This is a genomic window from Paenibacillus xylanilyticus (genome assembly GCF_013359935.1).
GTDB classification, from domain to species: Bacteria; Bacillota; Bacilli; order Paenibacillales; family Paenibacillaceae; genus Paenibacillus; species Paenibacillus xylanilyticus.
Window position 1 is genome coordinate 554,227 of sequence record NZ_JABMCB010000201.1, and the last position, 13,702, is coordinate 567,928.

At 39.2% G+C, this 13,702-nt stretch carries 16 protein-coding genes, 1 pseudogene and 1 riboswitch; of the genes and pseudogenes, 14 read left to right on the forward strand and 3 right to left on the reverse strand.

Annotated elements, in window-relative coordinates; all coding sequences use genetic code 11:
* Nucleotides 1–175: 175 nt before the first annotated feature.
* Both HP552_RS26785 and HP552_RS26790 read left to right on the forward strand, forming a co-directional pair.
* Nucleotides 176–1,033, forward strand: a complete 858-nt coding sequence (locus HP552_RS26785) for an ABC transporter permease (protein WP_236146791.1) — start codon at nt 176–178, stop codon at nt 1,031–1,033.
* A gap of 18 nt (nt 1,034–1,051) precedes the next feature.
* Complete coding sequence (locus HP552_RS26790) at nt 1,052–1,924, forward strand: carbohydrate ABC transporter permease (RefSeq protein ID WP_127539550.1); 873 nt, start codon at nt 1,052–1,054, stop codon at nt 1,922–1,924.
* A 238-nt stretch (nt 1,925–2,162) separates the two neighbouring features.
* On the opposite strand, the gene HP552_RS26795 is transcribed toward HP552_RS26790, so the two are convergent.
* Complete coding sequence (locus HP552_RS26795; protein WP_175398388.1) at nt 2,163–2,801, reverse strand: hypothetical protein; 639 nt, start codon at nt 2,799–2,801, stop codon at nt 2,163–2,165.
* 151 nt (nt 2,802–2,952) lie between these two features.
* The gene (locus tag HP552_RS26800) at nt 2,953–4,332 is read right to left on the reverse strand and encodes a hypothetical protein (RefSeq protein WP_175398389.1); all 1,380 of its coding nucleotides are present in this window, start codon (nt 4,330–4,332) and stop codon (nt 2,953–2,955) included.
* 911 nt (nt 4,333–5,243) lie between these two features.
* On the opposite strand from HP552_RS26800, the gene HP552_RS26805 reads away from it, so the two are divergent.
* Nucleotides 5,244–5,885 carry a FusB/FusC family EF-G-binding protein gene (locus HP552_RS26805; RefSeq protein ID WP_175398390.1) on the forward strand — a complete coding sequence of 214 codons (642 nt, stop codon included), beginning with the start codon at nt 5,244–5,246 and terminating at the stop codon, nt 5,883–5,885.
* A gap of 144 nt (nt 5,886–6,029) precedes the next feature.
* Here the strand turns inward: HP552_RS26805 and HP552_RS26810 are convergent, their stop codons facing one another.
* Nucleotides 6,030–6,635, reverse strand: coding sequence for an NAD(P)H oxidoreductase (locus HP552_RS26810; protein ID WP_175398391.1), 606 nt, complete (start codon nt 6,633–6,635; stop codon nt 6,030–6,032).
* 244 nt (nt 6,636–6,879) lie between these two features.
* Between HP552_RS26810 and HP552_RS26815 the strand changes: the two genes are divergently transcribed.
* From HP552_RS26815 to HP552_RS26865, 11 genes and pseudogenes are all read left to right on the forward strand, one after another.
* The gene (locus HP552_RS26815) at nt 6,880–7,263 is read left to right on the forward strand and encodes a winged helix-turn-helix transcriptional regulator (protein WP_175398392.1); all 384 of its coding nucleotides are present in this window, start codon (nt 6,880–6,882) and stop codon (nt 7,261–7,263) included.
* Nucleotides 7,264–7,321: 58 nt separating this feature from the next.
* Nucleotides 7,322–7,933, forward strand: coding sequence for a hypothetical protein (locus HP552_RS26820; protein ID WP_175398393.1), 612 nt, complete (start codon nt 7,322–7,324; stop codon nt 7,931–7,933).
* Nucleotides 7,934–8,042: 109 nt separating this feature from the next.
* Nucleotides 8,043–8,177, forward strand: a complete 135-nt coding sequence (locus tag HP552_RS35840; RefSeq protein ID WP_376768992.1) for a VOC family protein — start codon at nt 8,043–8,045, stop codon at nt 8,175–8,177.
* 31 nt (nt 8,178–8,208) lie between these two features.
* On the forward strand, nt 8,209–8,589 hold the full coding sequence (locus HP552_RS26825) for a DUF5071 domain-containing protein (RefSeq protein WP_175398394.1): 381 nt from the start codon (nt 8,209–8,211) through the stop codon (nt 8,587–8,589).
* Nucleotides 8,590–8,727: 138 nt separating this feature from the next.
* Nucleotides 8,728–9,292 (forward strand): annotated as a pseudogene (locus tag HP552_RS26830) (class I SAM-dependent methyltransferase).
* 127 nt (nt 9,293–9,419) lie between these two features.
* Complete coding sequence (locus HP552_RS26835) at nt 9,420–9,815, forward strand: contact-dependent growth inhibition system immunity protein (RefSeq protein WP_175398395.1); 396 nt, start codon at nt 9,420–9,422, stop codon at nt 9,813–9,815.
* An 89-nt stretch (nt 9,816–9,904) separates the two neighbouring features.
* On the forward strand, nt 9,905–10,450 hold the full coding sequence (locus HP552_RS26840) for a GNAT family N-acetyltransferase (protein WP_175398396.1): 546 nt from the start codon (nt 9,905–9,907) through the stop codon (nt 10,448–10,450).
* Nucleotides 10,451–10,517: 67 nt separating this feature from the next.
* Nucleotides 10,518–10,940, forward strand: a complete 423-nt coding sequence (locus tag HP552_RS26845; RefSeq protein WP_175398397.1) for an NUDIX hydrolase — start codon at nt 10,518–10,520, stop codon at nt 10,938–10,940.
* Nucleotides 10,941–11,246: 306 nt separating this feature from the next.
* On the forward strand, nt 11,247–11,729 hold the full coding sequence (locus HP552_RS26850; RefSeq protein WP_175398398.1) for a hypothetical protein: 483 nt from the start codon (nt 11,247–11,249) through the stop codon (nt 11,727–11,729).
* 359 nt (nt 11,730–12,088) lie between these two features.
* The gene (locus HP552_RS26855; RefSeq protein WP_175398399.1) at nt 12,089–12,295 is read left to right on the forward strand and encodes a DUF5316 family protein; all 207 of its coding nucleotides are present in this window, start codon (nt 12,089–12,091) and stop codon (nt 12,293–12,295) included.
* 218 nt (nt 12,296–12,513) lie between these two features.
* Nucleotides 12,514–12,593, forward strand: a riboswitch (ZMP/ZTP riboswitch).
* A 383-nt stretch (nt 12,594–12,976) separates the two neighbouring features.
* A complete protein-coding gene (locus HP552_RS26865; protein WP_175398401.1) occupies nt 12,977–13,255 on the forward strand; it encodes a hypothetical protein in 279 nt (92 codons plus the stop codon).
* Nucleotides 13,256–13,702: the final 447 nt, after the last annotated feature.

A 13,702-nucleotide genomic window follows, 5' to 3' on the forward strand; every position in this document is an offset into this window, starting at 1 on the left:
GCCTGATACTATTTATAGCAGAGAACCCCATTACACACAAAAACTTTTTTTGGGAACAGGAGAAGGCACTATGGAGGCTAAATTGGAGGGTCAACGGGTCCCACAGGCGAATGTGGGGAACAAGCTGGAACAGAAGAAAAAGAAACGCTACAAACAGCCGTGGGTACTGCACTTCATGGTGCTGCCGGCGGCGATTATGGTTTTTATTTTTTCTTATATTCCGATGTCGGGTATATTGATGGCATTTCAGGATTACAAGCCTGCGCTTGGATTCGCGGGTTCGGAATGGGTGGGACTGAAGCACTTCAGGTATATGTGGGAAAATGATTATTTCCTGCAAATTACGTGGAACACGCTGTTCTTTGCCTGCTCCAAAATCATCATGAATCTGATTATACCGTTTGTCTTCGCGTTATTGCTTAATGAGGTACGGAAGATGGCGCTCAAAAGAACCATTCAGACACTCGTGTATCTGCCACACTTCTTGTCTTGGGTAACGCTGTCCGGTATCCTGATCGACATTTTGGCACAGACGGGCATTCTCAATCAGTTCCTTGTCTCGGTGTTCGGCATTAAGCCGATTTTCTTCCTGGGAGATGGCAACTGGTTCCGATTTACGATCATTGCGAGTGATGTTTGGAAAGAGTTTGGTTTCAACACGATTATCTTTCTTGCGGCATTGTCCGGCATTAACCCGTCACTGTATGAAGCAGCCGAAGTGGATGGGGCGGGACGTTGGAAGCAGACGATCTATATCACCATTCCGGCGCTGATTCCTATCGGAATTGTAATCGCAACCTTGGCACTGGGTAATGTGCTTAACGCCAACTTTGACCAAATCTTCAACTTATATAGTCCATTAATTTACCAGCAAGCGGATATCATCGATACGTTCGTGTATCGTGAAGGTCTGCTGAGTGGGCAGTTCAGCTTCGCTACCGCGGTAAATCTGTTCAAATCGGTCATCAGTCTGATCCTCATCGTGATCTCTTACCGACTGGCCTACCGATTCGCCGGATACCGAATTTTCTAGAAAGGATGATGACGAGCCATGTATCATAAAACGCTGCCCTACCGTATATTCAGCATCTTCAACAATGTGTTCCTGACCATCCTTTCGGTGCTCTGCCTGCTGCCTCTTTATCACTTGCTGATGGTATCGCTTAGCGCGTCCGCACCTGCGAATGCCGGTCTGGTGACGTTCTGGCCGATTGGATTTACGCTCGAAGCATACGCCAAGACGTTCGATAACGCCAATTTTCTGTCCTCCCTGTGGGTGTCCGTGGAGCGGACGGTGCTGGGAACAGGGCTTGCACTCATCGTGAATACAATTGCTGCCTATGCTCTCTCCAAGGAGACGCGCGTGTTCCGCGCACGCAACATCTATCTCTGGTATTTTGTCGTCACGATGCTGTTCAGCGGGGGCCTCATTCCGGGGTATATCCTCATTCTGAAGCTCGGGCTGATGAACACGTTATGGGCACTCATTCTGCCGGGACTAGTGGCGGTGTTCAACATCATTCTGCTGCTGAATTTCTTCCGCACGGTGCCGAAGGATCTGGAGGAGGCCGCTTTTATCGATGGAGCAGGGCATTTTCAGTCGTTTATCAAAATCTATCTGCCCGTCTCCGTGCCTGTTATCGCCACCGTCTCTTTGTTTATGATGGTTGGACATTGGAACGCATATTTTGACGGGATCATCTATATCCGTGATTCGGAAAAGCTGCCACTCGCGACATTTATGCAAACGATCATCGTGCAGGCCGACATGACGAAGCTTGATCCGGAAGCGATTGCGAACCTGTCGCAGCGGACGATTCGAGCGTCCCAGATTTTTATTAGCGCGCTGCCAATCCTGCTCGTATATCCGTTCCTGCAACGTTATTTTGTGACCGGGATTGTGGTTGGGGCTGTGAAGGAGTAGCCGCGTGGAGCGGAATGAATAGGGTTGTGAAAAAGGAGCTGTTGAACTGGCCTCAGGCCAGGGAGGTGGCTCTTTTTTCGAAGTCTCTTGGAAAGCGAGGGGAAATAAGAGTGGAAAATGCTTTTAACCTTTGATGGAAAAGGAGGCTATTGTTTGAGTAGTCCAAACCCAGCTTTTGAATCTCGATTTAACCAATGACAACCTTGCTATGAAAAAGAAAATAGAATGGCTTATTGTTTTAGATATTACCTGTATCATATTTTTTCAAAAAAACACTGGTTTGAGCCTCCAGGTCCTTAAATAAATTAGCCCAATTCAACTCATTGATAGTTAAATTGTTCCCGTTTCTAAAACTAATTTCCCCATTCTCCTTAACTATAAGGAGCTCACTCTGTTCGATTATTTTTAGCCATTCAGAATTTAAAGAATAATATTTTTCCAAAGCAACTTTGGTTTTTGAGTCGATTGGAGCATCACTGTTGACTAATTCTTGTAAATAGTTCATCTGTTCTAGAGCAGAACTTGAAAAATTCTTGATATTCAAAGAGTTAGATTCTTTAAAACCCTGAAATTGATTGTACATTAAAGAATAAGTATCAGCTATGGGACCTATTGATCTATAGTTGTTGTAAAGCACATTGAGTCCATTATGATAAGAATTTGAAGTTGGATTTGTCTGTAATATTTGTTCATATATCTTATTATTAGTCTGAATGGCCTGTGCCAGCGAGATGATATCATGGGATAAGTTTTGTGATAAATAATCTTTATACAAAGTTTGAAGTTTGTATTGATGAATAGAGAACACAGTTAAAATAATTAGACATAATGTTAATGACACATTAATTATAATGGAGATATTCCTTTGTAATCTCATCTTAGGCCCTCACAATAATTATTATTTTGTTTATTCATACAGTAATAAATTATGAGATAAGTGAATTTGTAAGGAGAAGTGGTGCATTTTATATGGTGTATAATGCCCACTTCTCCTTCTGAATTCTATTCTTTAATAAAGTTCAAAATGCTTAGTTATTTACTCTATATTGGAACTCAAGCGTTTTTTCACCTGAATTATATTTTGAACCATTAAAATAAACATCCCAGCTAACATACATTACACCATTGGCAGCAGAGGAGGATTGCCCCGAATTTCCATTAAACTGTACATCACTTTGAAGTGTCAAGTAGTGCCCGGTATTACTACCTGTATTTTTATGAAGGGTATAACTGTCTGAAGAAATACCAGAAATAGCCGCTGGACTGGTGTTTAATCTGACATTTGTGCTACCTAAAGTAACATTTTTACTAGTTAGTGCTTGGTTTGATGCAGTAATCCAGCTTTTTATGTTACTTAACGAAGGAAGACCAACAACATTAATTTTGGACCAAAGTGTTTCAGCAATTTTCATTGCTAAAGCTGATCCAGATCCTTTTCCGACCATACTCCCATCAATGAATGATCTATCAATGGAAGAATATGCCCCAACCCCGGTAGTAAGTTTAACATTTTTGTATGTGAATAGGTTTTGAGCATTTGTAGTCTTTCCATTAACCGTAACATGCTCGGCTATTTTAAAGCTATTTATCCAAGTAGAGGATGGTGTTACATTTAATGATTTCCACGAACCATATGGAAGTGAAAAGTTTTTGATTTCATCGCCTGCTACATAATATGTATTGGTATAAGTTGTTGGATGCACCCAATCTGTAAAACTACCAACTGCTGAAGGAGATACGAGACTTTTTTCGTTTTCAGCTATTATGTTGAGCATGGTCTCATCTACCGGAATCTCTTTTTGTTCAGTTGGACTTACTACACTGACAAACCAAAACAAATCGTGTTGTGCATCAGATGGAGTTAAGTTATTTGTTTCAATATTGAGTAAAGATTCTGGAATTTTAAATTCAAACAGCAAGATATTTGATTCCCTATCAGTTAGATATAATTTAACATGTGGTTGAGTTTCAAGATCTTTATTCACTAAATTTTTTGTCAGATGATTGTCGTTATAAATCTCAAAAAGTAGAATGTCAAAATCATTACTTTGATCAACCATTTCTCCGATTACACTGTTAATGCCTTCTTCTTGCTTGTAACTACTACGTAAATTACCTTCCGCATTTAATAGCTTGGTAGAGTTGTTATACTCAATTTTAGCATTAAAGCTAATGTTATCTTGATCAATGATTATATCCCCAAGAGATAGTGATGCACCTGAACTTTTTAAATCATTTACATGAGAAACACTATTTTTGTTACCATAGACTTCATCGAATTGTTTAATTGGCATATAGGTTCCAAAGTGTTTTGTGAGTGCACTATCATTACTACTTTCGGCATAAACAGGAATACTTAACATTAGAAATAAAGAAAAAGACAAAAGGATACTTGTTACTTTTCTCATAGATTTAAATCCTCCTTAGATAATAGTTTGAATCTTTTTTGTCCCTCTTACCTCCTTTATAGGGAAATATATCCATAATTATATAGTGTTTACGCCTACCATTCAATAAATTTTATGGAATAATGTGTTAAAATATATCGAAGGATAGTGAAATGAATGAAAATTTCCATATATAGAAACATATCTGTCGAGATTGTTACTAGAAAAGATATCAATTAGGTCCAATAAATACGGAATAGGAGAGAGCTTAAGGAAATATCAGAACAAAAATCGATGCCAGCTAACAGGTATCTATTTTTTTCGCATTAGGGTACATAGCGGAGCCTAAGATTAGAGGGAAAGAAAATCAAGAATTTATAGATGAGGTCGCTGTGATTATTCCTGTAAGCGGTGTAGAAGCCACCCGAGAATTCTTAAATATATGATTAAAACCTTAATCTATCATACTTCCAAGGACCAATTTATTGTTAAGGTACAGAATATTTTAAGTTAAAGGGGCTATACCTTGCTTTACAGGATGAAGTAGACAGTATTGCAATTGTAGTTGAGGTAGAGAATGAGATCATAACAAATTCATATAGATTCAGAGAACTTTAGACTTTGTCATTTGTGAACCTAAGATTTGTACATATGTTCTGAAAAGTGCAGATGGAACGAAGCCCGTTGCCCATACACTCCCAATCCTGTTATAATTCCGGTATATCTATTGCATTGGGGGTTATACCGTGGCAATATTGGCAGTGCCGGATTGCTCGTTCGCTAGAACGGCCTTACGCAAAGCCTGAATAGGGGCGGACTTTGTGTAGGGCGCGACGACAATAAAATCGATCGCCCTGAAAGCATCATTATGTTTCACCCTGCAGGCTTTGCACCTTATTTGTTTGTCCAATAAAAATAAGGGGCTGAACGCCATGCAAACACCATTTATTCAAAATCATCAATTTAATTTTATTCAAAAACAAGCTGATTTCCTGCTTAAAACGCTTCGCTCGGTCGTGGATCGAAAAGTATTGGAGACCGTCCGTTATACAGTCGGTACGAATGCAGTTGGCAGCTTCAACGAACTCACTCCGGATGAGAAGGAGCTGCTGGAGCAGTTATCCACGTATGATACGCCGCATGACGTGCAATTGTACATGAACCAGCTTGAGGAATATCTGATTCCATTTCCGGAAGTGTCAGCGAAGCAGATTCAGAAGCTGTTTCCGAAGGCCAAAAAGCTCAAATTGCCCGATCTGGAATCCATGGATTATGCACACACGACCTATCTGAGATGGATCGACATTGCGACGAGCCGCTTGTTCATTGTGTATCCACACGAAGGCAAGTTTCTCGGGATTGAGGGACGGATTACAGCCACGAACAAGAAGGGGTACTGCATGTTCTGCCATCGCCATCAGGAACTTGGGTTCTTCAACGTAAAGATGAAGGGGCATTCGGCGGATAACTTTGCATCGATCGGCCAGTATGTATGCATGGATAACAAGGCTTGTAACGATAGCATCACCGATATCACCATGCTGGAGAAGTTTCTTTTCTCGACAGTAAAATAATTTCTAAGTACAGAACAGGGTCGCTCTCCGGAGCGACCTTTTTGCTTGGATAATGGAAATTCAATTCTCATGCCATTCTTGTTAGTGTTTAGCATGATATAAGGTTGACCCATTTTCTCAATAGCACTCAGGAATAGACTCGAATCAGATTCTTGATACCCCATCTTGGAGCGTATGGTTCTTGGCATAATTCAGACCCAACTGATGCGCTTGGTTGAGCAGCATCTCATAATGCTCAGGCTTGGCATCCAACGTCTCATATAAAAATTCAACGCTGGAATGAGACACACCGCAGTAATCGGCAATACCGACATTGAGCAGATTCGTGATCGATTCGCCATAGTTGCGCTTCTGCATCTGTTCTTCGGTAACTCCCGCAAGTGCGATCCACAATATCTGCTGATGGTGCAGTTTGTTCGTACCGTAAGCAAAACTGTTGTTCATGACACGATCCACGTACCCTTTCAACATGGCTGGCAGATGCCACCACCAGAGAGGAAACACAAAAGCCACAGCATCATGCTTTTTCAATCGCTCCATCTCCGTTTCAATCTCAGGGGAGAACACCTGATGTTCTTGGGTATAGTCTGGTTCATCCATGCCTCGAAGAACAGGGTCGAAGCTGACCTCGTGCAAATCCAATATCTCATAACCGTGACCAGCCTCGGTAAGACCCTGCACAAAACGATCGGTAACCTGAAAGGTCAGGGAATTTTTTCTCGGATGCGACACAACCACTAATACGTTCATAATGTATTTCACTACCTTTCTACAACGCTGTTTGGTAGCCATGGCTCCATGGCTGATGCTATTATAAACAGGTATGAAATAATCTGGAAGTACGCACTTTGATGTTCTATAGGAAGAATGAAGTGCCATAGGAACATGAAAGTACCCTAAATTGATGCCTCAAAGTTGGCTTAAATAAAGAAATGAAAAAAGTAAGAGGGGTATGTATTTTCTCAGACATAGCCAGATCTTGGAGGGATACAAAATGTCGAAACATGGAACGAACACTCCCAAAAAATATAAAGTGGGTGTGGAGGCGGCCTTGGAGGTCATGGGCGGAAAATGGAAGCCTTTGATTATCTATCACTTGATGACTGGACGGAAACGCACGTCAGAGCTTAGAAAGTTAATACCTGAAATTACGCAGAAGATGCTGACAACTCAGCTAAGAGGTTTGGAAAAAGACGAGATTGTGCAAAGGAAGGTGTATTCGGAGGTTCCCCCTAGAGTGGAGTATGAGTTAACGGCCTACGGCTGGGGATTAAAGCCTGCCCTAGACCATTTGTGTTACTGGGGGGAAGAGCATCTGGAAAAGGTGTACGGAGACAAGTCTAAGGTGTTGGAGGATTTTTCAGAAGGTAGCGAATAAGAGCTTGTGTGTTTCAAGAACAGACAAGAATCAAAATTATAAAGAGGGTGAGGAGTTAATGACAAACAGATATAAAATTATCAGTATAGCTATCATACTGATTCTAGTTCTAACGAATATTTTAACCTTTACGAATTACAGGGACGTTAGACAAGCAGAAACAGAAACCTATCGTTTGTTAGTTAATCGATTTTATTCATATGGGATATTACTTAGTTACGACTACACACATTTAATTAATGAAAGAATCAAGAATGAAACAATGGATGAAGAAGGGATAAGAGTCTGGCTTAATGAAGTTGTCACTAATATGAAAATAGCTGAAGAAACATCATCGATTGCGGCTACTCATTGGAATAATACCACAGGAGATCAAAATCGATATGATTCGGTAAGTGAAATTTCACATTTTTATAAAAGTATTCACACTAATTTACTTGATATTATTAACACAGAAAAAGATTACTCTGTACTTGTTAAGAATGTAATGGAGTTAGAAGAGATATTAGAAATTATTAAAAATAATACTAGTGAGCAGAGAATAGTTGATGCTGATTATAATGAAATTAAAAAACAGTGGAGAGAGCTGATGGATTTGGTTTATGAAGAAAAAGCAGATTCACGATTGCTAAAATCATACTTTTCTACTTATTATTCAAACGAGTCATAGTGTTTGAAGGACACATGTTTTCTAAATATGCCTAATGAAGCAGGTTAAAAAGACCAATAAAATCAATAACGGAGGTCGGTATCTTATGAAAAGTCCAATAATAAATAGAATGGACACAATATTTGTGCATGTATCGGATCTAGAGAAATCAGTTGAATGGTATGGCAAACTTCTTGGTGTAGATATTAAGGGTGAGGTCCGTAGATCCAGATGGAAATATGATTATGATATGTACTTGTTTTAGTTAATCCGAGAACATGAAAGGATCTAAAACCATGAGCGATCTCCATACTCTCTTACCAAGAGATAAACATGATTTTGAAAGAGTAAATGATTTAAAGAATATAGATCAACTAGACCTTATAAAACTAATACCAGAATTATTAGAGTGGCTGCAGGACATCAACTGGCCAATTGCTATAGAAATATCAAAATTACTATTAACTGTCCCTCAGGAAACAATACCGTATATAAGAAATGTTATCGCTGGTGAGGATGATATCTGGAAAGAATGGTGTTTAAGATATTTTGTAATGGAATTACCAACTGAATTAATACAGAGCTTACAAGAAGATATTGAGAGAATTGCATACAGACCAACGAAAGGAGAAGAACTTGAAGAAGTAAATATAACTGCTCAAGAGTTATTAAAATAATTGGATTTTGCAAGCGCAGTCAGTACAACTGATTCTACTCTTTTACTTATTGGGCTTCCTTTATTATGGACAAATTCATAAACAACTCATAAGAAAATAACTGCCAGTGTAACAAACCTTTTAGAGGAGGTCATCAGGATGAACAAGCACAGTGTTTATGAAACAAACAGCCACTATTGGGATACGATACCAAAGGAAAGGACTTTTTAAAATCAATCGTACTTCCCTTATATGGAGCATTCACCTCAGAAGAGAAGTGCCAACTTTTTGGTGATGTTTCAGGGAAAAAGCTTTTGATTTTGTCTATTCGATCTATGCCATAGGCTGGACAACCGATCTTGAAGGTACGTTCTGCCGGATTGCTTCTTATTTAAAAAAAGACGGCGTATTTATCTTTAGTTGGTCTCATCCTATACATAAATGTATTGTGGAAGAAAATAATAGATTTGTTTTTACCAAGTCTTATTTCGATGAATCCTGGTATTCGGTATCTCCTGAGTTTGTTCAAGGCGAGCTAACCTTATCTGATCGTAAATTATCCACCTACATCAATGAATTGGCCAGAGCAGGATTTGTTATAGAGCAGATGATTGAAGAAACCGACAATGACATATTACAACTGCATGATGAAAATAATAATAATCTATTAAAAAGAGCGAGGATGTTTCCCGTAACCTTCGTTATTAAAGCAAGAAAACTTTAAACTCTAAGAGGCCTCGGGTCCGTAAGTTAATGACACGAAACAGCAACGTATCTGCCCTGCGCCAGGCATCAAGTGCATTATAACTTTCGTGAAACACCAGAAAATAATTATTTAGGAGCGGGAAAGCATGGGGCCAATCGATTTAACGAGAACCCTCGACGAATTGGAAGGAGAAAGTTGGGGTGAACCGAATTTTAAATCTAGATTAGTGATTCGTGCACATGCATTAAGAAAGAAACCACTCTGTGAGTTCAGTAATGAAGATTTGAGACTTTTAATACGACAACAGATCAGCTTGGATTTTCTTTTACCTCTAGCGCTGGAGCGGTTAGGGGAGAATCCGTTGGAATCAGGAGATTTATATGTTGGTGATTTATTTTGCTCCATCCTTGAAGTAGATAAGGATTACTGGGATAACAACATAGAATTAAAAAACGAATTAAATGAAGTCATAGGGATATATGAAGATGCCAGAGAAATAGTAGGAAAACATATTAACAAATACAGAAGCAGTGGCCGGTAAGTAAATTTTATGAAGCCCGGTATATCTGATACATTACATTCACGCATCGAGCATGCGCACTTAAAATCGAATATAGAGGAGGACGAATCATGTTCAAATTTGAAATAGATCATTCCTTACACTTATCCTTACTGAAGACCAAAGATGCAGATCAATTGTTTCATCTGATTGACAGAAACAGAGACCATATTGGGAAGTGGCTGAAGTTTCCCAGTATGACTGTAGAAGTGGCTGATTCTAGGGCCTTTATAGAAAGAACGCGCATAAGATACGCCAAGGACGAGGGTTACTGGTTAGGAATATGGAGTGGGGATCATCTAGTGGGTTCTATTGGATACTTATATTTAGATCAAGAGAATAAGAAAACGGAAATGGGATATTGGCTAGGTCAAGAATATGTGGGAAAAGGAATTATTACGAAATCGATTAAAGTACTTATCCATTACGCTTTTGACGAACTTCAATTCAATAAAATTGAAATCGGAGCGGCCACAGATCATGCCAAGAGCCGTGCGATCCCTGAGAAATTAGGGTTTACACTTGAGGGCCAAATAAGAGATTACGAGTACATTAATGGAAGGTTTCTGGACCGAGTAATCTATGGATTAAAAGCTGCTGAATGGAGAGCGAAATAGCACTTCTGGATGGAAAAGTACGCACTTGCAAATTAATCTCAAAATAACTGCCGAGGGAGAGAACTAAATGAGAAGAGTTGACGTGTCCTATGCGTTAATCCTGGATGATACCAATTCCAAAATCTTAATGGTCAAGAATAAAGGCAATGCCAGTTGGTCGCTACCTGGTGGTGCGGTGGAAAGAGAGGAAACATTGGATCAAGCAGCCATCAGAGAAGCCAAAGAAGAGACAGGACTTGATGTAAGAGTCCATGGGATCGTTGCCATCAATGAATGTATATTCGAGAAAAAGCAGGAGCATGCCATGTTCTTCACTTTTAGATCTGAGGTCATTGGAGGAACCCTAGAGATTATAAGGCCTAATGAAATATCTGAAATTGCCTGGATGGATTTGGACAGAGCCGATGAGCTAATGCCCTATTATAAAAATGGAGTACGAAGTCTAATCGAAGGAAACGAGATCCCTCATTATGATCAAGGGAGAATGTAATTGAAGTGACACATCTCCTCATTTAAGCCAATAAAGTCAATGACGGAGGTCGGTATCTCATGAAAAGTCCAATAAGCGTCCATCGTTATGTATTACATAAGGAGTACGAGTGGATATTACCACAAGCTATTGAACTAAGTTAGTCAAAAAAGAAAGTAGTTGACCAACCTGATCAGATGCATTAGTGCAACTAACGGACAGGTTGGTTTGCTATAGACATTTCAGATGGTCCCATCTAATTATATTAAAACTGATCGGTTACAGAGACTGATCGCCTAAAATGAACGTATGAACGATGGAGGTAATATGAAAAAAACAGACTGGATTAAAGTACTCCTCGTAGTGTCACTGTTCGGAAATTTGGCGTTTTTTCAAAATCATGAACGTGCAAGCAGGAAACAAGATATTAGATATGAATTATTGAATTCAAACATTTACAGAGATTTAGCTCAACTGGAAGAGACTATACAGTACCAGATAGATAATAATTGGAAGAACGAGCCTCTTGTTACACAGAAGCTTGATGATGCCATTGATTCAATTCTCTTGAGCCATGTAATGGAGGAAGACAAGAATAAAGAAGATATCCTCTGGGAATTGCACGAGTACTTGTATAAGTTTAAGTATAGTGAAGAAACTTTTGATGTTATTTTAAACGATGAACAACGTTTTAATTTCATTTATTTAGGCGATAAGCTCCGTTCAAGTGGGTGGAACTATGGGGTAGGGGATGATTTAAAATGGAGTGTTTTTAAATCAAAAGTAAAGGAACTAGTAGCGGAAACATAAAAAAATAATTCCATATGAATTAGGATTTAACTGATGCGGAAAAACTATAAATCTATAACGTTGATACCTCTGTTAATTAAACTGAAGACCACACAACACCACCGATCATATATTTACCCATAAGAATATTTGGAGATTCGTGATATTTTAAATGTATTTAGAAGCATAAGTTTGCCGTGAGTCCCGATTATGACGATGTATGATAATTAAATTTAGACAGCCAGCAAGTTGATCGGCTGTCTTTTTCGTTAAACTAACAGGCAGGTTAATGTAAATAGAACTTCACTTCTTCGCTTGCAACCTTTCCCTGTAATAAACGTTTTATTAAAAACTAGGGTGATTGGGAAGGAAGATGAAATATGAATTTTTTTATTTATCTAGGGATCATTCTCATTTTTGTTTCTGGACTTTGCATTGGAGCATGGACGACTGGTTACCAACAAAGAGGTAATTTTTATTCAGAGTCTAAGGAAGACCGTAAAATAAAGAAGAAAGTTGCGACATGGTCTGCTCTAGCAGGTGTCTGCTCGTTTGCAGTTGCTGGATTGATGTATTTACTCAGCTAACGGGCAGGTTAGTTCAACAAAATGTAGGAAAATAAATATGCTTATCTTAATTTGCAGAATCTTCGAATACTGTAAGGAGTGAAAGCAGATTGTCTAGAAATAAATGTTTCAAGATAGGAATTAAGCTCGAGATCAAAACCAGATAAAAGTGAAAGCATGTATAAATTTTATATATATTTACAAATAGAAAAGATGTCATGTATATTTAGTGTTAAATATCTGATATGTGTAACTGGCGTAAACGTGGAGTGAACCGGGGTGGCACATATTTTATATGCCGTACGCCTGGGCGAAGTGTTTGATCTCTTGATCAAACACTTTATTTATTATTCAGGGAATGAAAGGAATGGTGGCGGCAATGAAAATGGCGTTTGTGTTATTCGATGGAATGACAAGCATGGACTTTGCTGGATTTTATGAAGCGGTGACTTGGCTAGTGATTCTAAAAACGAAGGAAAACGTATCATGGACATTCTGTGCAGACAAGGATGAAATTACAGATGATCGGGGGTTGAAAATGAAATCCGACGAAGTGTTACCTGATCTAGGTGATTTTGATCTAGTGTTTTTCCCGGTGGATTATCAACTAGAATGCTTCGATTTGATGAGGATTTCTTGGGCTGGGTCCGAACGGCAGAGTACGTACCGTATAAGATTTCTATTTGTACAGGGGCTTTGCTATTGGGCGCAGCAGGTTTCCCGGCAGAAGTGGGGAAATCCACTACTTCAAAAAAAATGCTAGTTCAAGCCCTGAATAAAAATGTGTATATTTCTGGTGATGATGTTAGTCATCTTCCAGTTAAAGGACGAGGTAAACCCTGGTTAGATAAAGAAACAAACGACTTGACCTGGAAAAACGTATTCAGTTTGACAAAGAATTTGATGGATTCTGGCTATGATGTAGTTGTTGACTACGTGGCTTTTCCAGAAGACATTAATAAAAGAATTAGCAGATTATGATGTGAGAATAATTTATGCGGGTATTAATGGTGTATCGTCTACCCATTATGTATAGCGACGGTTTAAGAGCTGCAGAAAATCAAATGAAAGAAATACGCCAAATCTACTCTGGTATATTCATGAAAATTCAACTAATTTCTTCTGGTAACAACAGCACTACCCATGATGCACATGCGTCATGGGTAGTTTTTAATCATTTTCATATGTTCAGGAGGGGGCCGTGGTGAAATAGCGATGTCCTAATCACTTCGTTGGACAGACAGAGTGGAAAGACAGAGTTTTGTGTAAAAATGGCCACCGACCGGGAACGGCCATTCTTCGTATACATTTCCGAACCGACTTACTTGACCGGCCCCATCCAGGTTGAAATCGTCTTCTGCTGGTGCGGCAACGGCGGTTTCAACTTCCCGTTATCGATCAAATGCTTCAAAATATAAGCGACCAGCC

Bases quoted from the DNA above. Each gene is read 5' to 3' on its own strand.
- HP552_RS26785 (WP_236146791.1), top strand. From the start codon at position 176: ATGGTGCTGCCGGCGGCGATTATGGTTTTTATTTTTTCTTATATTCCG.
- HP552_RS26790 (WP_127539550.1), top strand. From the start codon at position 1,052: ATGTATCATAAAACGCTGCCCTACCGTATATTCAGCATCTTCAACAAT.
- HP552_RS26795 (WP_175398388.1), bottom strand. From the start codon at position 2,801: ATGAGATTACAAAGGAATATCTCCATTATAATTAATGTGTCATTAACA.
- HP552_RS26800 (WP_175398389.1), bottom strand. From the start codon at position 4,332: ATGAGAAAAGTAACAAGTATCCTTTTGTCTTTTTCTTTATTTCTAATG.
- HP552_RS26805 (WP_175398390.1), top strand. From the start codon at position 5,244: ATGCAAACACCATTTATTCAAAATCATCAATTTAATTTTATTCAAAAA.
- HP552_RS26810 (WP_175398391.1), bottom strand. From the start codon at position 6,635: ATGAACGTATTAGTGGTTGTGTCGCATCCGAGAAAAAATTCCCTGACC.
- HP552_RS26815 (WP_175398392.1), top strand. From the start codon at position 6,880: ATGTCGAAACATGGAACGAACACTCCCAAAAAATATAAAGTGGGTGTG.
- HP552_RS26820 (WP_175398393.1), top strand. From the start codon at position 7,322: ATGACAAACAGATATAAAATTATCAGTATAGCTATCATACTGATTCTA.
- HP552_RS35840 (WP_376768992.1), top strand. From the start codon at position 8,043: ATGGACACAATATTTGTGCATGTATCGGATCTAGAGAAATCAGTTGAA.
- HP552_RS26825 (WP_175398394.1), top strand. From the start codon at position 8,209: ATGAGCGATCTCCATACTCTCTTACCAAGAGATAAACATGATTTTGAA.
- HP552_RS26835 (WP_175398395.1), top strand. From the start codon at position 9,420: ATGGGGCCAATCGATTTAACGAGAACCCTCGACGAATTGGAAGGAGAA.
- HP552_RS26840 (WP_175398396.1), top strand. From the start codon at position 9,905: ATGTTCAAATTTGAAATAGATCATTCCTTACACTTATCCTTACTGAAG.
- HP552_RS26845 (WP_175398397.1), top strand. From the start codon at position 10,518: ATGAGAAGAGTTGACGTGTCCTATGCGTTAATCCTGGATGATACCAAT.
- HP552_RS26850 (WP_175398398.1), top strand. From the start codon at position 11,247: ATGAAAAAAACAGACTGGATTAAAGTACTCCTCGTAGTGTCACTGTTC.
- HP552_RS26855 (WP_175398399.1), top strand. From the start codon at position 12,089: ATGAATTTTTTTATTTATCTAGGGATCATTCTCATTTTTGTTTCTGGA.